The sequence below is a fragment of the Verrucosispora sp. WMMC514 genome, assembly GCF_027497295.1.
Classification (GTDB): domain Bacteria; phylum Actinomycetota; class Actinomycetes; order Mycobacteriales; family Micromonosporaceae; genus Micromonospora; species Micromonospora palythoicola.
The window spans coordinates 2,708,754-2,727,245 of the sequence record NZ_CP114906.1; the positions used below are offsets into that span (position 1 = coordinate 2,708,754).

Genomic DNA, 18,492 nt, shown 5'->3' on the forward strand with positions numbered 1-18,492 from the left:
GGGGCCTGGCTCATTCTTTCGCTCACCGACATCGGGCATGCTGTCGGATGTACGTACCCAACTCCTCCAGCCGGGCCGCGGCCCGCTGAGCCCCGGATCCCGCGCCGGCCTCGGCGCGGCCCTCGTCCTGCTCGCAATCGTCTCGGCGGTCGAGCTGGCGGACGGCCGTACGGCGAACTACATCGCGCTGATGGTCGCGGCGCCGTTCCTGGCCGCCGCGCTCGCCTCGTGGCGGGTCGTGCTCGGCGTCGGTGCGGCCGCCTCCGTGCTGGGGGCGACCTTCGCCCTGGCCGAGCGGACGGTCTCGCTCTCCACCGCGGTCGCGGTGGCCGGCATCGCGTTGGGCACGGGCATCGCGGGGGCGGTGGCGGCGGTACGGCAGCGGCAGGCGGAGCAGATCGCCGAGTTGTCGAAGCTGGCCATGGTCGCTCAGCAGGCGGTGCTGCGTCCGCTCGGTCCTCGGGTGGGCGCACTGTCCGTGGCTGGCCGGTACATCTCGTCGACCGCCCGGGCCGAGATCGGCGGCGACCTCTACGAGGCGATCGAGACTCCGTACGGCGTTCGGATGATCATTGGAGACGTGCGCGGCAAGGGCCTGGAGGCGGTCCGGCTGGCGAGCATCGTCCTCGGCTCGTACCGGCACGTGGCGTACGAGCGGTCCGATCTGCGGGCGGTGGTGGCGGATCTCGACCGGGCGGTGGCGCGCAACGTCGGCGACGAGGACTTCGTCACCGCCGCCCTGGTCGAGGAGCGCGGCGGCACGCTCACCATCGTCAACTGCGGGCACCCCGCACCGCTGCTGCTGCGCCGCGGCGCGGTGATCTCTCTTGAGCCACCGGCGCCGGCGCCTCCGCTGGGGTTCATGCCCACGGTCCGACCGAGGGTCGAACGGCTGGAGCCGGGTGACCGGTTGTTGCTGTTCACCGACGGGCTCGGCGAGGCCCGGCGGGACGGCGAGTTCTTCCCCACCGCGGACCGGGCCTGGCGGCTGCTCGGCCACGGCACGGTCGGCGACGGCCTCGCCTCGCTGGAGACCGCCCTTGTCGAATGGGTGCACGGCCGGCTCGACGACGACATCGCACTGGTCCTGATGGAGTACACGGGCTCACCTGGCAACACGACGGCGGCGGTGCCGAGTTGGGAGGTCGGCGCCGCCGAAGGGTGAGACGTCAAGGGGAGGGGACCGGCGAACCCGAACGGCAGGTGTGTAATGCCTGTCACTGGCGGGATCGGCTTGTCGCTGCCTACCCGCGAGTAATAGAGTCAGGGTTACTGATCGGTAACACCTGTCCGGAAGCGGGGCCAGCGAGATGACCCACTACAAGAGCAACCTTCGGGACCTCGAATTCAACCTGTTCGAGGTGTTCGGGGCGGACCGGGCGTTCGGCCAGGAGCCGTACTCCGACCTCGACGTCGACACCGCGCGGAGCTTCCTCGCCGAGGTCGACCGGCTGGCTCGGCAGGACCTGGCCGCCAGTTACCAGGACAGCGATCGCAACCCGCCGGTCTTCGACCCGGCCACGCACACCGCGCCGCTGCCGGAGTCGTTCAAGAAGTCGTACCGGGCCTTCATGGAGTCCGAGTTCTGGCGCCTGGACCTGCCCTCGGAGCTGGACGGCACCAACGCCCCCCGGGCGCTGTGGTGGGCGCTCGCCGAGCTGGTGCTCGGCTCGAACGCGCCGGTCTGGATGTACGCCTCCGGCCCGTCCTTCGCGCACGTGCTGCACGTCGAGGGCACCGAGCAGCAGAAGAAGTGGGCCAAGCTCTTCATCGACCGGCAGTGGGGCTCCACGATGGTGCTCACCGAGCCGGACGCCGGCTCGGACGTGGGTGCCGGCCGGGCGCGGGCGATCCCGCAGCCGGACGGCTCCTGGCACATCGAGGGCGTCAAGCGCTTCATCACCTCGGGCGAGCACGACCTGAGCGACAACATCGTCCACTACGTACTGGCCCGCCCGGTCGGCGTGGAGGGCGTGGGTGGCCCCGGCACCAAGGGCCTGTCGTTGTTCGTCGTGCCGAAGTACCACTTCGACGAGAGCACCGGCGAGCTGGGCGAGCGCAACGGCGTCTTCGCGACGAACGTCGAGCACAAGATGGGCCTGAAGGTCTCCAACACCTGCGAAATCACCTTCGGCGAGCACGGCGTACCGGCCAAGGGCTGGCTGCTGGGCGAGAAGCACGACGGCATCCGGCAGATGTTCATGATCATCGAGTACGCCCGGATGATGGTCGGCACGAAGGCCATCGCCACCCTGTCCACCGGCTACCTCAACGCCCTGGAGTACGCCAAGAACCGGGTGCAGGGCGCCGACCTGACCCAGATGGCGGACAAGACCGCCGAGCGGGTGGCCATCACCGCGCACCCGGACGTGCGTCGCTCGCTGCTGCTGCAGAAGTCGTACGCCGAGGGCCTGCGGGCGCTGGTCCTCTACACCGCCACGTGGCAGGACAAGGTCGCCATGGCGGAGGCGGCCGGTGACGAGAAGGCCATCAAGCTGGCCAAGCGGGTCAATGACCTGCTTCTCCCGCTGGTCAAGGGCGTCGGCTCGGAGCGGGCGTACGAGCTGCTCGGGCACGAGTCGCTGCAGACCTTCGGCGGCTCCGGCTTCCTCCAGGACTACCCGCTGGAGCAGTACGTCCGGGACGCCAAGATCGACACGCTGTACGAGGGCACCACGGCGATCCAGAGCCTCGATCTGATCTTCCGGAAGGTCGTCCGGGACAACGGTAAGGCACTCATGGCCGTGGCCGGTGAGATCCAGGAGTTCATCGCCACCGAGGCGGGCAACGGTCAGCTCAAGGAGGAGCGTCAGGCGCTCGGCAAGGCACTGGCCGAGATCCAGAACATCCTCGGCGTGATGACCGGCTGGTTGGGTGAGGCGCAGAGCGGCGACACCCGGGCGCTGTACAAGGTCGGGCTCGGCAGCCGGCGCTTCCTGCTGGCCCTCGGTGACCTGGTCGTCGGCTGGCTGTTGCAGAAGCAGGCCGACGTGGCGCTGAAGGCCCTCGCCGGTGAGGTGAGCGCGGCGGACAAGGCGTTCTACACCGGAAAGGTGGCCGCCGCCCGATTCTTCGCCCGCGAGGTGCTGCCCCGCATCGGCGCCGACCGCCGCATCATCGAGTCCACCGACCTGGACATCATGGACCTCCCCACCGAAGCCTTCTAACCCCCACCCCACCCACCCACCCACCCACCCCCACCCGCCTCGTCTCCTTGATCATGAGGTTGGCGGCAGTTATAGAGATCAACCTCGCCGCTAACCTCACGATCAACGGGGTGTCGGTGGGGGTTGGGCGGGGGTAAGTGGGGGGTGGGTGGGTATGCGTGGCGGGCCAGTCCGAGTACGCCCAGAGCAACCGCACGGGGGAGTGCCGCGCACATGGGCATTGGTAGTGGGATCTTCCTGATCGCGATCGGCGCGATCCTGACCTTCGCCATCCGGGCCAACGTCTGGTGGATCGACCTGCGGGCGGTCGGCTGGGTCTTCATCCTGGCCGGGCTGGCCGTGCTGCTCACCACGCTCTGGTTCTGGCAGGACCGGCGCAAGCGGGCCCGGACCCTCATCGTGGAGGAGAACCGGCTCTCGCATCCGACCGCGATGATGCCGCCACCGCCCGATCCACCGCCACCGACCGCGCCACCGAGCTGAGCGACGCCTCCGCACACACCGCACGTGGCCCGGCTAGTACGGCAGCCGCCGTTTGGGATCATGGCTGGAGTTCGAGGTTGAGTCGGCGTGTGTAGTGGGCTCGGCGGGCTCGGGCTTGATGCCGGCGTCTCCATCCTGACCAGTGCAAACGGTGGGCGAGGTCGGTGATCGGGCGGATGATGCAGGCGTTGATCAGTCGGCGGATCTCGTTGACGGTCAGCTTGATCAAGCCGTGGTCGGTGGAAGCGTCGGTCGCGGCGTCGGCGGCGCAGATCGCCAGGACGGCGAGTGCGGCCAGGGCGAGGGTGGTGAACCGGTGCCAGGAGTCCCAGCGGCGGACCTGGTGCTGGTCCAGGCCGACCTGGCCCTTGGCGGCCTGGAAGCTCTCCTCGACGGTCCAGCGGATGCCCGCGACCCGCACGAGCTGAGCGAGAGTGGCCGGCTTCGGGGTCCAGCAGCGGTAGAAGGCCAGCTCACCGGTGGTCGTGTTCTTTCGAATCAGGAGGCTGTGCCGTCCGCCGTCGTCCGGGTCGGCGTCGGTGCACACGTCGTCGAGCCAGGCCCAGTCGTAGAAGCGTGGGCCCTTGGATCCGGCCCCGGCCGAGCGGCGTTGCCATGCGGTGGCGGGCAGGTCGGCGGCCACCCGGTCGGCGCGGACGCGGGTCTTGCCGCCGTCGAGCGGCACCAGATGACTGCGGGACACCGCGAGGACATAGCCGAGTCCGCGTTCGCGCAGCAAGGCACGAAACACGCTGCTGTTGCCGTATGCCTCGTCCGCGGCGGCCCACCCCGCCGGGACACCGGCATCAAGGGCTGCGGTGATCATGTCGGCGGCCAGCTCGCACCGGGTCGCGAACCCGACCTCGTCGGGCACCCCCGCGGCGGCGCAGCGGTCACGGTCGTCGGTCCACGACACCGGCAGATACACCCGTCGATCGATCAGAGTGTGCCCGTGCCGGCTTGCGTAGGCGAGGAACACCCCGACCTGGCTGTTCTCGATCCGCCCGGCCGTGCCCGTGTACTGCCGCTGCACCCCGACGGTGTGGCTGCCCTTCTTCAGGTCTCCCGTCTCGTCCGGAACCAGGACCGCGTCCGGGTCACCGAACCGGCCCGCGACCAGAGCCCGCAGGTCATCACGAACGGCGTCGGCGTCCCACACCGCCCGGTACAACAACCGCTGCATCGCGTCCGGCCGGACGTGCCCGGCCTGCTCCGCCAACTGCCAACATGTCTTGACTTCAAGGTCAGATAGCAGACCAGAGACGAACTCTCCCGCCGCCCGCCGCGGCTCCACCCGCCCGAACCGGCCCGCGAAGCAGCCGAGCACCCCGGCCATGACCCGCTCCCACGCGGCGGGGTCTACGCTGTGGCCTGCGGCCACCGCCAGATCTGAAGTTATGTCCACAACGTACAGACGATCACGCGGTGGCCGCCTCGCGTCCACCCCACCTCAACAGCAAGATCTCAAACGGCGGCTGCCGTACTAGCCGCGTGCGGTGTGTCGTTTCTCGATCCGGGCCGTGCCGCGGCTCAGTTCCGCCCAGGGCGCGGCCGTCCGGTGCACCACCAGACCGCCGGTACGCAGCCCCTCCGGCTCCGCCCCGACCGGATCGAGCAGTTCGGACAGCAGTGAGACACCCGGGTTGTGAGCGATCAGCAGGACCGTCGTCGCGGTAGGTGACACCTGTCGGATCAGGTGCAGCAGGTCCTCCGGATGTGCCTCGTAGGCGTCCGGCTCGTAGCGGATCGCCGGAGCCGGACCGGCCGGACCGCTCTCCGGCGGTGCGCCGGTGATGCCCGACTGGACGTCGTGCCACGTCTGTCTGGTTCGTACGGCCGCCGAGCAGAGCACCACGTCCGGCAGCAGCCCCTGCCGGGCCAGCCACGCCCCGGCCGCCGCGGCGTCCGCCCGGCCACGAGGAGCCAGCGGACGTTCGACGTCGGGACGGTCCGGGGTGGGCGGTTCGGCCTTGGCGTGCCGCAGCAGCACCAGTGTCCGCTCGTGGTGCGGGCTGTCCGTCATGTCTCCAGCTTGCCCGATTGGCGATCTCCGTGCCGGGGTAAGTCGGTCGGTGCCGCAACCTCATCCGTGGCCGCGGCGGAGTGGAATGCCAGCTTCGATAGCCAAGGAGACGACGAGATGGGCATCGGTGGCAGTATCTTCCTGATCGCGCTGGGTGCGATCTTCGCGTTCGCCGTGGAGGCGGACCTGGGCTGGCTCAACCTGAGCGTCGTCGGCTGGGTGCTGATGCTCGCAGGTGTCGCCGGGCTGATCGTGACCCTCTCCTTCTGGAACTCGCGTCGGCGTGCGGTCGTCGCGCCGGTGCGCGAGGAGCGGGTGGTGGCCGAGCGTGCCGTGCCGGTCCGGGACGACCGGGTGGTCCAGGAGTACCGCGAGGTGCGCCGGCCCGGCCCCACGATCTGACCCGCACCCGATAGACCCAGCGGGGGTGGTGAGCGACGAGGCTCACCACCCCCGCTGTCGGCGTACCCCCGGCTGGTCGGCGGGTCAGGCGAACAGTGCGAAGTAGATGGCGATGTGGTGGCAGATGGCGGCGACCAGGGTGCAGGCGTGGAAGAACTCGTGGTGGCCGAAGACGGTGGGCCACGGATTGGGGCGACGCAGCGCGTAGAAGACCGCCCCCACGGTGTAGATCCCGCCACCCACCGCGAGCAGCACCAGGGCGGTGACGCCGCCCTGGCGGAGGATGTCGGGAAGCATCGCCACCGACACCCAGCCGAGGGCGACGTACAGCGGCGCGGAGATCCACCGGTTGGCGTGCGGCCAGATCAGCTTGAGCGCCACGCCGCCCAGGGCGCCGCCCCAGACGATCGACAGCATCATGACGGCGGCCCGGGTCTCCAGCAGCAGCAGGCAGAACGGTGTGTACGTGCCGGCGATGAACAGGAAGATCATCGAGTGGTCCATCCGGCGCATGACCGCGTAGCCGCGGGTCGACCACACCCGACGGTGGTACAACGCGCTGGTGCCGAAGAGGCCGCAGACGGTGAAGCTGTAGACGGCGGAGCTGACCAGGGGGGTCCAGCCCGGGCGGGTGGCGGCGATCGAACAGAGCACGATGCCGCAGACCAGGGCGACAAAGAAGGCGTACGTGTGCAGCCAGCCGCGCATCCGGGGTTTCCCGATGTCGACCGGCTTGAGCCGGGGGCGTGCTGAGGTGGTCACGCCCATAGGTTACGGCAGCGTAGGTTACTTTCGGGTAGTGCAACTGGTCACGCCGTCCGACAGGTAGCCGACGCGGACGTTTCCGCTCGTCCGGGAGGATGGTGGGATGCGGATCAGAACGGTCGGCACTCAGGCACTCCTGCTCGACCTCGCCAGTCCGGAGGACGGCGACACTCCCGGATCGGCAACCGATGTGGCCGCCGTCGTCGAGGCGTGGCGGGCGGAGTTGCGGCGCCGCCGTGAACTCGGCGAACTGGTCGCCGTCGAGATCGTGCCGGCCGCCGCCACGGTGCTGCTCGACGGCGTACCCGACCCACCGGCCGCCGCCGCCCGGATCGCCACCTGGACGACCACCACCGCGCCACCGGTCGAAAGGGCCGCGACCGCGCCCACCGCCGCCGCACCCGCCCGTCTCGTCGAGGTGCCCGTGACCTTCGACGGGGAAGACCTGAGCCGGGTGGCCGGTCACTGGCGCACGGACGGAGCCGGGGTCGTACGTCGCCTGCGGGCCACCGAGTTCCAGGTCGCCTTCTGCGGCTTCGCACCCGGCTTCGGATACCTCACCGGGCTACCCACCGAGCTGGCGGTGCCCCGGCTGGCGACACCCCGCGCCCGGGTGCCGGCCGGATCGGTCGCACTTGCCGGCCCGTACGCGGGCATCTACCCCACCGCGTCCCCCGGCGGTTGGCTGCTGGTCGGACGCACCGAGGTGACCCTCTTCGACGTGACGGCGGACCCGCCGGCCCTGCTCAGCCCCGGCACCCGGGTCCGGCTGGTGGACCGGTGAGCGGTTTCCTCGAGGTGCTCCGGGCCGGGGCGTTGACCACCGTGCAGGATCTCGGCCGACCGGGCTGGGCACACCTCGGCGTACCCCGTTCCGGTGCCCTCGACCCGGCGGCGCTGCGCCTGGCCAACCGTCTGGTCGGCAACCCGGAGCAGGCGGCCGGGCTGGAGATCACCCTGACCGGCTGCGAGCTGCGACCCACCCGGGCCACCACCGTCGCCGTGGTCGGTGCCGACGCCGACGTGCGGGTCGGCCAGCGTCCCGGCGACACCGGTCGCCCACTGGCCGTTCCGCGCGGGGCGGTGCTGCGCATCGGTCCCGCCCGACGGGGCCTGCGCTGCTGGCTCGCGGTGGCCGGTGGCATCGCCGTCACACCGGTGCTCGGCAGCCGCTCCACCGACACCCTCGCCGGGCTCGGACCGGCCCCGCTACGCGACGGCGACCAGCTGCCGCTGGGTGCCCCGGCCGGCCCGCCCGCCCCGGTCGACGTCACCATGCCGGTGGCGTCGCCGCCGGAGCTGCGGCTCACCGTACGACTCGGACCTCGGCACGACTGGTTCGCCCCGGCGGCACTGGACCGGCTGCTCGGCACGGCGTACCAGGTGAGTCCGTTGAGCAACCGGGTCGGCGCGCGCCTGAGCGGCGCGCCGCTACCCCGCTCGGTGGCCGGGGAGCTGCCGAGCGAAGGACTCGTGCTCGGCGCGGTGCAGGTGCCGGCGGACGGTCAGCCACTCGTCTTCCTCGCCGACCATCCCACCACCGGCGGATACCCGGTCATCGCGGTGGTGGCGGACGTGACCCCGCTCGCGCAGGCCCGCCCAGGCACTACGGTGAGATTTCATGGACCTCAACGCTGATCTCGGCGAGGGCTTCGGCATCTGGCGTCTCGGCGACGACCATGCCCTGCTGGACCTGGTCACCTCGGCCAACGTCGCCTGCGGCTTCCACGCCGGCGACCCGGCCACCATGCGCCGGGTCTGCGCCGCCGCCGCCGAGCGGGGAGTCGCCGTCGGAGCCCAGGTCGGGTACCGGGACCTCGCCGGCTTCGGCCGGCGGCACATCGAGTACGAGTTCGCCGAACTGCGCGACGAGGTGCTCTACCAGCTCGGTGCACTCAACGCCTTCTGCCGGGCGTACCGCACCCGGGTTCGCTACCTCAAGCCGCACGGGGCGCTCTACCACGCGGCGGCCAGCGAGGAACTGCCAGCGGCGGCCCTGCTGGCCGCGATCGAGGACCACGACCCGGAACTGCCCGTCCTCTGCCCGCCCGGTTCGGTCCTCGCCCAGCTCGCCCAGGGCGCCGGGGTCCGGGTGGTGGCCGAGGGCTTCGCCGACCGCAACTACCTGCCCAACGGTCGCCTGGTACCGCGCACCTCCCCGGACGCGCTGGTCACCGACCCACAGGAGGTGGCCCGCCGGGCGGTGCGGATGGCCACCGAGCGGGTCGTGACGACCGTCGACGGCGGTACGGTTCCGTGCGTGGTGGAGTCGGTCTGCCTGCACGGCGACACCCCCGGGGCGGTGGCCGCCGCGGAACTCGTCCGCGCCGCCCTCGTCGACGCCGGGGTCACCCCCGCCCCGTTCGCCTGAGCTGCGAGGCAGGGCACGCCTGGTCGGGCGTCAGCCGGCATCCATGCCGCGCAGGACCAACGGCAGCCGACCGGCGCCGCCGTCGACCACCCGCACCGGTACGCCCCAGTCCTGCCGGGTCAGGTGGCAGGCCGCGTGCTCCACATCGGCGTCGCAGGTGGCCGCCTGCGCGGTGACCTGAAGCACCCCGTCGGGCACCGATCCGTCGATCACCAGCCGCCGGGACAGCTCCGTGCCGGTGCCCGCACCCTCGACCAGCAGCTCCGGCGGCGACGCCGAGACGACGAGCCGGGTGGACGGCCCGAAGGTGTCGTCCAGCTTCTGCCCGGGGGCCGGGGTGAAGACGACGTCCAGGACTACCTCACCCGCGCCCAACTCCGTCGGCCTGCGCTCGGTACGGTGCCGGGGACCGTCGACGGTCTCCGCGCCGGCCGCCGAGAGCGCACCGGGAGCCAGCCGGGTGATCCGGTGCGCCGCCGACTCCACCACCAGCACCGCGCCGTCGGCGGTGAGGACCAGGTCGCTGGGCTCGGCCAGACCGGCGGCGACGGTGGCGACCCGGTCGTCGGCCGGGTCGTACCGGCGTACCGCGCCGTTGTAGGTGTCGGCGATCAGGACCGAGCCGTCGGGCAGGGCGCAGACGCCGAGCGGATGCTGGAGCAGGGCCTGCGCCGCCGGCCCGTCCACATGCCCGAAGTCGAACAGGCCCTGACCCACGGCGGTACCCAGGGCACCGTTCTCGACGTAGCGGATCGCGCTGGTCTCGCTGTCGGCGACCCACAGCCGGCTGCCGTCGGCGGAGACGGCGAGCCCGGACGGTTGGGCCAGCCACGCCTCGACCAGTGGCCCGTCGCGCAGCGCCTCCACGGTGGTGCCCGCGTACATGCCGGCGGTGCGCTTGATCGGGTCGAACCACCAGAGCTGGTGGATGCCGGCCATGGCGATGACGATCCGGTCGTCGTACCAGGCGAGATCCCAGGGAGAGGAGAGGTCCACCGAGCGGGCGTCGTGTGCGTGGTCGTCGACCGTCGACCGCCACTGCCGCCCGGTGCCGGCCACGGTGAGCACCTCACCGGTGGCCAGCCGGACGCCCCGCAGCAGGTGATTGACGGTGTCGGCGACCACCAGGTCGTAGCCGGTCACCTCGGCCACGTGCGGCGGCAGCAGACACAACCCCTGCGGCTCGGAGAAGGTCGCGGCACCGGCACCACCGTCGGTCCGGCCCCGCTCGCCGGTGCCGATGGTCCGGACGACGGTCTCGGCGTCGGCGGCCAACTCGACCAGGCGGTGCCGCGCCGAGTCGGAGACCAGCAGGCCGCCGTCGGGCAGGGCCACCGCCTTGCCGGGGAAGCGCAGGGTGGTCTCCGGCTCGGTGACCGGGACGTACGGGCCGTCGCCCCGGTGCAGCGTGCCCTTGGCCTCGTGGGTGGCGATCAGGTCGTCGATCAGCCGGGTCAGCCCGTCGGCGTGACCCTCGCCCGCCATGGTGGCCACCACGTACCCCTCCGGGTCGATCACGGCGAGGGTCGGCCAGGCGCGGGCCGCGTACTGCTGCCACATGTCGAGTTCGGGGTCGTCGAGGACCGGGTGGTGCACGCCGTACCGCTCGACGGCGGCGGCCAGCGCGTCGGCGTCCTTCTCGTGCTCGAACTTCGGCGAGTGCACCCCGATCACCACGAGGACGTCGGCGTACTTCTGTTCGAGCGGACGTAGCTCGTCGAGCACGTGCAAGCAGTTGATGCAGCAGAAGGTCCAGAAATCTAAGACGGTTATACGACCTCGAAGGTCGGCCAAACGGATGACCTTCCCGCCCGTGTTCAGCCAGGCCCGGCCCCGCAGTTCAGGGGCGCGTACGCGTGCGCTCATGACCCCATCGTGCCTTACCAAAGGGCGCCAGCCGGCGCGACGGGGAGGTGGGAGAGGCGTACGCGACACTGCCTCGCCAAGCGTCACGACCGCCGACGCCGTTCGGTACCGGCCATCCCGCATCCGGTAGACCTCAGGCGGGCCGATCGGGCGGGAGAGGTCGCCGGGCGCGATCATCGCCGTGTGGTCACGGTTGCGGCGTGGCATTCCGGCCTCGACCCGGCGCACGGTGATCGCCGTAAGAGTGGAGCGGACCACGACCGCCGGGTACGAGTCGTCGCCAATGACGATCGTTGCGGGCGAGCCGACGACAGGGCGCAGGCAAAGAGGCGCGGGGATCTGACCGCTACCGGGCATAGGCGACAAGGTAGCCCTGGGCTACGACATCGCGAGGCGGGCGCCGGGCGCTGCTGGTTTCCGCGGGCGCGTCCGTGACCATCCGGCGGGCCGCGATGCCGGGGCGGAAGGTTTTCGAGACCGAGCGGGTCTCGCTCGCCCTGGGCGAGTTCGTCGACCCTCAGGCGCAGCGGCTCGCCGAGATCGCGACGGAAGAATCGCGGTAGGGCCGTTGCAGCTCCATCCACCTTGCGCACCATCGATAGACTGCTGTGCGGGGTAGGAACCACCTCCCGCCGTAGCCCCAGGCGGCGGACCGGAAGCTAGCGCCGGTCCGGGTTCGTCAAATCCCCTTGATGGGAGGCGGCGGCCGAGAGGAATCCGAAATGCGCTCCATGCGCAAACCTTCACTGCGGCGGCGGGAAAGGGCAGATCAGCGTCAGGTGCTTCCGAGAGTCAACGAGTTCGGACAGGTCATCGCGACTACGTTGAAAATCGTGTACTTGATCCTGCTCATAGCCGGCCACTGGCAATGAGGTTAGGTTGAGGACCCAGGCGGTTCCTCTACCCGTGACGGGGGCTCCTATGTCCGACGGGAGCCCCCGTCACCTAACGACGAACTCCCCGGCGGTACAGTCGCCCGGTCGGCTAGGAGGGCCGTGAACTGGCGCCAATTCACCGTCGCGCTTGTGCAGGCGCTCGCGTGGCCGTCGGTTGTGCTTGTGGTGCTGCTGGCGTACCGGCGGCGGGTCGCGCAGCTACTCGGTGACAACTTGCGACGGCTCACAGTTGGGCCGTTCGAGGCCGAGTGGGACAGGGTTGCCGGGGAGGTAAGGGCATCCGTCGAAGCGGCGAGTCAACTCCGTGCCATAGGCGATGAACCGGAAGGCGTTCCCGCCATGCTCAACGCGGCTCGTGCCTGGGTGGACATCAATACGGCCGAAGCGATTCGTCTAGGTTGGGTAGGGGTCGTGTGGGCGCTAGATGAATGGGCTGAACGCGAGATGGAGACTATGCGGCTCGACCGGCGGCCGGAAAGGCCGCTCAGTGCAACACATCCGGGAGCCGCTGCGGTGCTCCGTGAGCTACGTGCACTTCGAGACCTTGGAACGGAGCGGCCAGGCGACCTACTTCCCCGGCACGCACGCGAATTCGTCGAACTGGCCGACGACCTAGTTGGCCTGCTCGCCAAACCGGCGCGGTCACCAGCACCGTCGGAGACTGGATAGCCGGGCAAAGGCGTGTAAGCGTACGAAAGCCCCTCACCTGAACGTTGTCCGCGTAAGGGGCTTCGATCTGGGCTGTCCCGTCTCTAGATCTCTTCGGCTGCCCTCTGCAAATGGACCGAATCGTTCTTTGCCCGAACCTCGTCCATTGACTCAACGGCGGTGGCAAGGCTACTAAAGGCGTGCTCTGGGTGAGCCTGAATCTCCGGGAAGCGCTCAAGCGCACGAATTTCCATCTGTGATAGATTCCGTACAAGGATCACAGATTCTCCGCCGCTTTTGATTCCGGCAGGTTGAATCGGCACCACTCAGGCAGGTTCTTTGGGTGCCACTTGTCGGCGGATTGATCGGCAGTCGCTGATCGTTAGCTTCTTTGGGCACCAGGTCGGGGGCTTCCATGATTGGCATCTTCATCGGGCACCAGGGCGTGACAAGGCATTCGCGCGTGGGTCGCTGCGCTGACTTGGGCTAGGGGCTGGTCTAGTATCGGGGCAGACCGGGCTCTTCCAGGCGCTGCTCCCGATGCAGCGTCTGGGGAGCCCGGCTCTGTATGTGAGGGTGGGACGCGGCGGCGCCGGGACGGTTCGTCCCGGCGCGGCTGTTCGTGTGCCGAGGGCTGTTAGCTGCGGTTGCGTTCGAGGGTGCTTTGCAGGCGGTAGGAGTCGTTGCCGGTTTCGATGAGGTAGCCGTTGAAGGTGAGTCGGTCGACGATGGCGGCGCAGAGGCGTTCCTCGGTGAAGGTTTTGTCCCATTCGGAGAAGGGCGCGTTGGAGGCGACGGCGATGGCTTTGCGTTCCTCTCGTTCGGTGAAGATTTGGAACAGCAGTTTCGCGCCGGTGCGGTCGAGGTTGAGGTATCCGAATTCGTCGAGACAGAGCAGGTCGTAGCGGGCGTAGCGGTGGAGGGTCTTTGATAGGCGTTTCTCGTTGTGGGCTTCGGCAAGTTCGTTGACGAGGTTCGCGGTGGTGGTGTAGCGGACTCGCAGGCCGTGTTCGGCGATGGCGGTGCCGATGCCGATGAGTAGGTGGCTCTTACCGGTGCCGGAGTTGCCGACCAAGACCAGTGGGGCGCCGGCTTTGACCCAGGTGGGGTTGGCGAGGTTGTTGACGTAGACGGCGTCGACCTGGGGGTTCTTGTCGTAGTCGAAGTCTTCCAGCCGTTTGGGTCGGTGGAACGCGGCGTCGCGGACGAGGCGTTGTTTGCGTCGCTCGTCGCGGTCGGCGATCTCGGCGCGGAGCAGGTCGAGCAGGAAGCCTTTGTAGTTGGCGCGGTCGCGTAGGGCTTGTTCGGCGATATCGGTGTAGCGGTCGCGGATGCTGGGCAGTCGCAACTCGGTGCAGGCGGTGTCGATGGCGGCGTCGAGCGGGTCGATGCCGGGTGCGGACTGGCGGGGTCGGGGGGTGCGGGACACCCTGCCGGTGGAAGCGATCGCGCTCACGCGGTTGTGCCTTTCGATCGATGTGACAGCAGCTGGTCGTAGATGCTCATCGGCGGTGGTTTGTGCTCGCTGCCTGAGGGCAGCCGCCGCGCGTGCAGAGAGATCACCCGGGCGCTGCCGGGAGGCGGCTCGTCGACGGGCTCGGCCAGTTCGAGTCCGTCCTCGGCGACGTGGTCAACAGGTGCCGTGGCTGCTGGTGAGTCTGTGACGATGCCGGCGTCGGCGGCCTTGCGGGCCTCGATCGCGACCAGCTCGGGGCTGCAGGAGCCGGCGTTGACGGTGGCGGTGATCCCGGCAACCAGCGCCGCGTGCGGCAGCTGCCGGTGCAGCAGCAGGACCTCGATCAGCGCCCGGGTGCCTTCGGCTTCGCCGTGCGCGGTGCGGGCGGCGGCCCAGAACGCGTCGTGCACTGACGTGAACGACCCCTCGGCGCGGGCCTGCGCCAACGCGGTCGACCCGGCCAGGGCGCCGGGCTTGACCAGAAGGATCTCCAGGTAGTGGTCCAGGTCGTCGCGGTAGTCGTAGCGGCGCGATAGGCGTGGGTGGCGGGCAACGACCTGCCGGCCGTCGAAGACGAGGACCTCGTTGGCGCGCAGGCTGACCCGGACCTTGCGGTCGATGAACCTGGCGGGGACCGAGTAGTAGCACTGCCGGACCACGATGCGGGCGTTGCGGCGCACCAGCGGCGTGAGCGTGGTGCCGAGCTCGAAGTCGTCGGCCGGCAACGGGTGCAGCAGCGGTGCCTCGGCTGCGAAGTTGAAGCCGATGCTGGCCGGCGCGCCGTGGACGTGCCGGGCGTCCTCGGCGGCGTCGATGGCAGCGAGGCGGTCGTTGAGCTCGGCCAGGGACGCGACCTGCGGGGGCGGGACGAGGTGGTTGCGGCGGAACCGGCCGCCCTCGTGCTCTACTCCGCCCTTCTCGTGGGCGCCGTCCTTGCCGGGCAGGCAGTAGAAGGCGTGGAAGCCGTAGTGGGAGCGGAACGCCACCCACCGCTGCGACTCGATGCGGCCTCGGCCGAACAGCACCTGCCGCACCGCAGGGTTGAGGTTGTCGTAGCGGATGTGCCGGGTCGGCACCCCGCCGAGGACCCGGAACGCCTCGACGTGGCCTTCCATGAACGCCTCCTGGCCCTGGGAGGCGAACACCCGGTGTACCGCCTTGCCGGAGTGCGACATCCGCAGCGTGAACAGGTAGCACTTCATCTGCGTGCCACCGACGACCGCGAACGCCTCGGCGAAGTCAACCTCCGCCTCCTCGCCCGGCGGGTGGATCTGCGGCACCATCCCATCGAGGTGCCCACGTCCCTCGCGTGCCTCGGCGAGGATCTGCGGCCGTCGGCGGGCCACGTAGTTGCGCACCGTCGAGTACGACGCGTCGGTGAAATCGTGCTCGACGGCCAGACGCTGGCAGATCCGCTCGATCGTGTGCCGCTGCTTGCGTGGCCCCACAACGTCCGAGCGCAGCATCTCGTCCACCACGGCGAGCACCGGCGTCAACGCCAACGGCCGCCCCCGAACCGGCCGCTTACGCGGCGGCGGAACAGCCGACGCGAGCGCTGCACGGACGGTGCGCCGCGACACGTGGTGCCGGCGCGCCAACTCCCGCTGCGACACCGATGGATCGGCCCGCCGATCAGCGCGAATGCGCTCGAAAATCTCGACACGCGTGGGCAATCTGGCCTCCCGATATGACCAGGATCAAGCTAAGCCCACAGAAATCGACAAGTCGAGCAAGCAAGGCATAACAGCCATTCCTGCGTGTCGAGGTGCAGTGTCACCAGGCGGGTGGCGACGCCCGGAGTGCACGCTGGCGAACCGCCGTGGCGGGCGCTAGTCGGCTTCGGTGCGTGCCGCGCGTAGCGCGTGGGCGCGCCGGCGCGTCGGGCTGGCGAACGCTGCAATGCCGGCGATTAGGATCGTGATGCTGACCGCCCAGGATGTCGGCTCGTTGTCGTGGCGGGCTGGCCAGTCGAGCGGCGGAAGGTCAGCGCCGGTGCCGGCGACGACCAGACCGGTGGTGAACAGCGTGGTGGGAATCGTCCAGCCCATGCTGAGGCGGAAGGCGGCGGCTCCGAGGAGGGAGTAGCCGAGCAGGCCGAGGTAATTGCGTATTGCGCCGGGCTCGGTGATGGTGCCGATGAGCGGTTGGGCTGCCCATGCGACCAGTCCGGCGCCGACCAGGACGGCCACGGTGAGGTAGAGCAGGTCGTGGAGGTCCACGCGGTGAACGGCGAGGTGCTCCTCCAGGGGCAAGGCTGACCAGGCCACCGCTGTGGTGAGGTAGGCGGTGAGTGCGGGCAGGACCGCGGCCCACGGCAGCGGGACCGGCTCGGTGGCGCCGATGAGGAGGTGCTGGCCCCCGAGTCCGCGGGAGACAACTGCGACGGCGATGAGGGCCAGCAACAGCGGCACTGCTCGTCGGGACTTCAGTAGTAGGCGGGGGCCGGTCATGTGAACGACTGCGGAGTCAGGGAGCAGGTGCGGACTGCGTTGGCGTGGGCGGTGAGCCACTGCTGCTGGCCTGTCATTGACAGGTTGAGGAAGCGGGCCTTGGCCTGTCGGTGTCCGGGGTCGCGTGGTGTGAACAGGTTCTCGTCGCCGACGGCCCAGGCGACGAGGAGTTGAGCCATGGCGTGAGCGGTTCTGTCACGTTGGGGCCCGTGGCCGCAGGAGTCGACGCCGAGAGCGGCGATGGCGATGTCGAGGCTCGCGCGGTCGTAGTGATGGGTGGCGGGTGCGTCGAGGGCGTACGCAATCGCGCCGGGTGTGGGCTGGCCGCCCACGCCTCGGGGTCGCTGCTCTACCCGGCTGATGGCGAACGGCGTGGGGGCCAGACGCTGGCTGATGGCCTGTGCTCGCTGACTGATCGGCGTGAGGCTGGTGGCGAAGGCGGGATGGATACACACCTCTGGCGAGCTGCCCGAACAGGACCAGATGATGTGGCGATTCACATCGACGTAGCGGCCGTTCTCGCCGATCACTGTCGCGGCGCCGCTGAGGGCCAGAGCCAGGGACGCCCCGATCGCCGGGATCACCACCCGAGTCGAGGAGCGCACCTTGGCGGCGACCAATGCCAGGGCCAGGAACCCCAGGCCGGTGAACCACAGCAGTTGTCCCCGCATGGTTGGGGTGTGCGGTGCGCTGAACGGCGGGATCAGCTCGATGGTGAACGGGAACAGCGCATACCAGGTGCCGTACTGCCCGAGGTTCCAGGTTGTGGCCAGGTAGGTGACCAGCGCGGCGGCGAACGGGGTGAACGGCCCCGGCAGGAGCACGCCCACGCCGTAGGCGATCGCTACGGTTGCGGCGAACCCGATCCCGGCTGAGGCCAGCCACCACCAGAAAGGACCACCCCACGTTGCGGCATTCGCCGTGGACAGCAGCGTCACCGCTGCGACCAGGGCGTAGGCCACGGTGGCGCAGGCCACCAGTACACCTGCCTCGACTAGTGGCGCCTGCGCTGGGTCGCGTCCCGCCAGCAGCCAGGCGTGGCGTGCGCCGCGGCGCTGTGATCGGCCTCCCGCCCACGCGGCCGTGCCCACCGCCAGCGGGGCCATCAGTACCGGGGCGCTTGTCACCGCGCCGGTGGCGTAGGCCCAGACCGTGTCCGTGTCCTTGTCCAGTTGGGCGCGGGACATGAACACGCCGACTGCTATCAAGACAGGCAGGATCCACAAGCCCGGCCCTCGGCGCAGCTCGATGCGGAGCGGGGTCAAACGCACACCACCGGCTGTCGCAGCGCGGTGAGGTAGCCGCGCTCCAGATCACTGTCCCCGTCCACCCCCGGCCTGGCGAGCCCTTCCAGCTCGCAGACCGTGCCGGTGAAAACCACCGCACCCTCATTGAGAACGATGATGGTGTCCGCAACATGCCGAGCATCGGCTACCACGTGCGTACTGACCAGCACAGCGGCCGAGCCGGCGACCTTCCGCAGGACACGGCGCAGCTCGATGCGCTGCTGGGGATCAAGACCGGCCGCTGGCTCGTCGAGAATGACCAGCTCCGGCTCGTGCACCAGCGCTTGCGCGATACCGGCCCGGCGCAACAGTCCGCCCGACAGGCTCCCCATCCGTGACCCGGCTCGACCGGACAGGCTCATCAACCCGAGAACCCGATCCACCTTCGCGCCGATGTCTCGCCTCGGAACGTTCTTCAGCCAGGCTGCGTAGGCGATAGACTCCCGGACGGTGTAGCCGGGATAGTGCGACACGACCTGCGGCAGAAACCCGATCCGCGCCGCGACGGCCCGAAGGCCGCCACGACGCAGCACATCATGACCAAGAACGCGAAGACTCCCTGCCTCCGGACGCTTGAGACCCACGATGGTGTGCAGCAGAGTCGTCTTCCCGGCGCCATTCGGCCCCAACAGCACCGTTACGCCGCGCGGGACCACGACATTGAGATCGCGAAACACAT

At 69.8% G+C, this 18,492-nt stretch carries 17 protein-coding genes; 8 read left to right on the plus strand and 9 right to left on the minus strand.

Annotation, left to right across the window (positions count from 1 at the left end; all coding sequences use genetic code 11):
* Positions 1 to 37: 37 nt before the first annotated feature.
* From O7597_RS12105 to O7597_RS12115, 3 genes are all read left to right on the plus strand, one after another.
* Positions 38 to 1,165, plus strand: coding sequence for a PP2C family protein-serine/threonine phosphatase (locus O7597_RS12105; protein ID WP_269740476.1), 1,128 nt, complete (start codon positions 38 to 40; stop codon positions 1,163 to 1,165).
* Positions 1,166 to 1,310: 145 nt separating this feature from the next.
* Positions 1,311 to 3,167, plus strand: a complete 1,857-nt coding sequence (locus O7597_RS12110) for an acyl-CoA dehydrogenase (RefSeq protein WP_281582749.1) — start codon at positions 1,311 to 1,313, stop codon at positions 3,165 to 3,167.
* A 213-nt stretch (positions 3,168 to 3,380) separates the two neighbouring features.
* The gene (locus O7597_RS12115; protein WP_088996804.1) at positions 3,381 to 3,650 is read left to right on the plus strand and encodes a DUF6458 family protein; all 270 of its coding nucleotides are present in this window, start codon (positions 3,381 to 3,383) and stop codon (positions 3,648 to 3,650) included.
* Between the two features lie 58 nt (positions 3,651 to 3,708).
* Here O7597_RS12115 and O7597_RS12120 read toward each other — a convergent pair whose 3' ends face one another.
* Both O7597_RS12120 and O7597_RS12125 read right to left on the minus strand, forming a co-directional pair.
* Positions 3,709 to 4,986 (minus strand): IS701 family transposase, encoded by a 1,278-nt coding sequence (locus tag O7597_RS12120; protein ID WP_281580117.1) that lies wholly within the window; start codon positions 4,984 to 4,986, stop codon positions 3,709 to 3,711.
* A gap of 147 nt (positions 4,987 to 5,133) precedes the next feature.
* The gene (locus O7597_RS12125) at positions 5,134 to 5,673 is read right to left on the minus strand and encodes a histidine phosphatase family protein (RefSeq protein WP_281582750.1); all 540 of its coding nucleotides are present in this window, start codon (positions 5,671 to 5,673) and stop codon (positions 5,134 to 5,136) included.
* Between the two features lie 117 nt (positions 5,674 to 5,790).
* On the opposite strand from O7597_RS12125, the gene O7597_RS12130 reads away from it, so the two are divergent.
* Positions 5,791 to 6,075 carry a DUF6458 family protein gene (locus O7597_RS12130; protein ID WP_269740473.1) on the plus strand — a complete coding sequence of 95 codons (285 nt, stop codon included), beginning with the start codon at positions 5,791 to 5,793 and terminating at the stop codon, positions 6,073 to 6,075.
* 84 nt (positions 6,076 to 6,159) lie between these two features.
* Here the strand turns inward: O7597_RS12130 and O7597_RS12135 are convergent, their stop codons facing one another.
* The gene (locus O7597_RS12135) at positions 6,160 to 6,837 is read right to left on the minus strand and encodes a hemolysin III family protein (RefSeq protein ID WP_269740472.1); all 678 of its coding nucleotides are present in this window, start codon (positions 6,835 to 6,837) and stop codon (positions 6,160 to 6,162) included.
* 106 nt (positions 6,838 to 6,943) lie between these two features.
* Between O7597_RS12135 and O7597_RS12140 the strand changes: the two genes are divergently transcribed.
* Genes O7597_RS12140 through O7597_RS12150 form a run of 3 tightly spaced genes read left to right on the plus strand, consistent with a single transcriptional unit; the run spans position 6,944 to position 9,211 of the window.
* On the plus strand, positions 6,944 to 7,624 hold the full coding sequence (locus O7597_RS12140) for a carboxyltransferase domain-containing protein (protein ID WP_281582751.1): 681 nt from the start codon (positions 6,944 to 6,946) through the stop codon (positions 7,622 to 7,624).
* Entirely contained in the window at positions 7,621 to 8,478 is an 858-nt protein-coding gene (locus O7597_RS12145) for a biotin-dependent carboxyltransferase family protein (RefSeq protein ID WP_281582752.1), read from the plus strand. The genes O7597_RS12140 and O7597_RS12145 overlap by 4 nt, the downstream gene beginning before the upstream one ends.
* Entirely contained in the window at positions 8,462 to 9,211 is a 750-nt protein-coding gene (locus tag O7597_RS12150) for a 5-oxoprolinase subunit PxpA (RefSeq protein WP_281582753.1), read from the plus strand. The genes O7597_RS12145 and O7597_RS12150 overlap by 17 nt, the downstream gene beginning before the upstream one ends.
* A gap of 30 nt (positions 9,212 to 9,241) precedes the next feature.
* Here O7597_RS12150 and O7597_RS12155 read toward each other — a convergent pair whose 3' ends face one another.
* Positions 9,242 to 11,077, minus strand: coding sequence for an NHL domain-containing thioredoxin family protein (locus O7597_RS12155; RefSeq protein WP_281582754.1), 1,836 nt, complete (start codon positions 11,075 to 11,077; stop codon positions 9,242 to 9,244).
* A 431-nt stretch (positions 11,078 to 11,508) separates the two neighbouring features.
* Here O7597_RS12155 and O7597_RS12160 point away from each other — a divergent pair, with 431 nt between their 5' ends.
* On the plus strand, positions 11,509 to 11,640 hold the full coding sequence (locus tag O7597_RS12160; RefSeq protein ID WP_269740467.1) for a hypothetical protein: 132 nt from the start codon (positions 11,509 to 11,511) through the stop codon (positions 11,638 to 11,640).
* A gap of 1,618 nt (positions 11,641 to 13,258) precedes the next feature.
* Here the strand turns inward: O7597_RS12160 and istB are convergent.
* From istB to O7597_RS12185, 5 genes are all read right to left on the minus strand, one after another.
* Positions 13,259 to 14,077: an IS21-like element helper ATPase IstB gene (gene istB, locus O7597_RS12165; RefSeq protein WP_269740466.1), complete on the minus strand. Its 819-nt coding sequence runs from the start codon at positions 14,075 to 14,077 to the stop codon at positions 13,259 to 13,261.
* Positions 14,074 to 15,690, minus strand: coding sequence for an IS21 family transposase (gene istA, locus O7597_RS12170; protein WP_281582755.1), 1,617 nt, complete (start codon positions 15,688 to 15,690; stop codon positions 14,074 to 14,076). The genes istB and istA overlap by 4 nt, the downstream gene beginning before the upstream one ends.
* A 216-nt stretch (positions 15,691 to 15,906) precedes the next feature.
* Positions 15,907 to 16,488 carry a hypothetical protein gene (locus tag O7597_RS12175; RefSeq protein ID WP_269740464.1) on the minus strand — a complete coding sequence of 194 codons (582 nt, stop codon included), beginning with the start codon at positions 16,486 to 16,488 and terminating at the stop codon, positions 15,907 to 15,909.
* A gap of 35 nt (positions 16,489 to 16,523) precedes the next feature.
* The gene (locus O7597_RS12180) at positions 16,524 to 17,720 is read right to left on the minus strand and encodes a hypothetical protein (RefSeq protein WP_269740463.1); all 1,197 of its coding nucleotides are present in this window, start codon (positions 17,718 to 17,720) and stop codon (positions 16,524 to 16,526) included.
* Between the two features lie 68 nt (positions 17,721 to 17,788).
* Positions 17,789 to 18,490 (minus strand): ATP-binding cassette domain-containing protein, encoded by a 702-nt coding sequence (locus O7597_RS12185; protein ID WP_269740462.1) that lies wholly within the window; start codon positions 18,488 to 18,490, stop codon positions 17,789 to 17,791.
* Between the last annotated feature and the right edge of the window lie 2 nt (positions 18,491 to 18,492).

Coding starts and splice junctions, on each gene's coding strand:
- O7597_RS12105 (WP_269740476.1), top strand. CDS start 38: ATGCTGTCGGATGTACGTACCCAACTCCTCCAGCCGGGCCGCGGCCCG.
- O7597_RS12110 (WP_281582749.1), top strand. CDS start 1,311: ATGACCCACTACAAGAGCAACCTTCGGGACCTCGAATTCAACCTGTTC.
- O7597_RS12115 (WP_088996804.1), top strand. CDS start 3,381: ATGGGCATTGGTAGTGGGATCTTCCTGATCGCGATCGGCGCGATCCTG.
- O7597_RS12120 (WP_281580117.1), bottom strand. CDS start 4,986: ATGGCCGGGGTGCTCGGCTGCTTCGCGGGCCGGTTCGGGCGGGTGGAG.
- O7597_RS12125 (WP_281582750.1), bottom strand. CDS start 5,673: ATGACGGACAGCCCGCACCACGAGCGGACACTGGTGCTGCTGCGGCAC.
- O7597_RS12130 (WP_269740473.1), top strand. CDS start 5,791: ATGGGCATCGGTGGCAGTATCTTCCTGATCGCGCTGGGTGCGATCTTC.
- O7597_RS12140 (WP_281582751.1), top strand. CDS start 6,944: ATGCGGATCAGAACGGTCGGCACTCAGGCACTCCTGCTCGACCTCGCC.
- O7597_RS12150 (WP_281582753.1), top strand. CDS start 8,462: ATGGACCTCAACGCTGATCTCGGCGAGGGCTTCGGCATCTGGCGTCTC.
- O7597_RS12155 (WP_281582754.1), bottom strand. CDS start 11,077: ATGAGCGCACGCGTACGCGCCCCTGAACTGCGGGGCCGGGCCTGGCTG.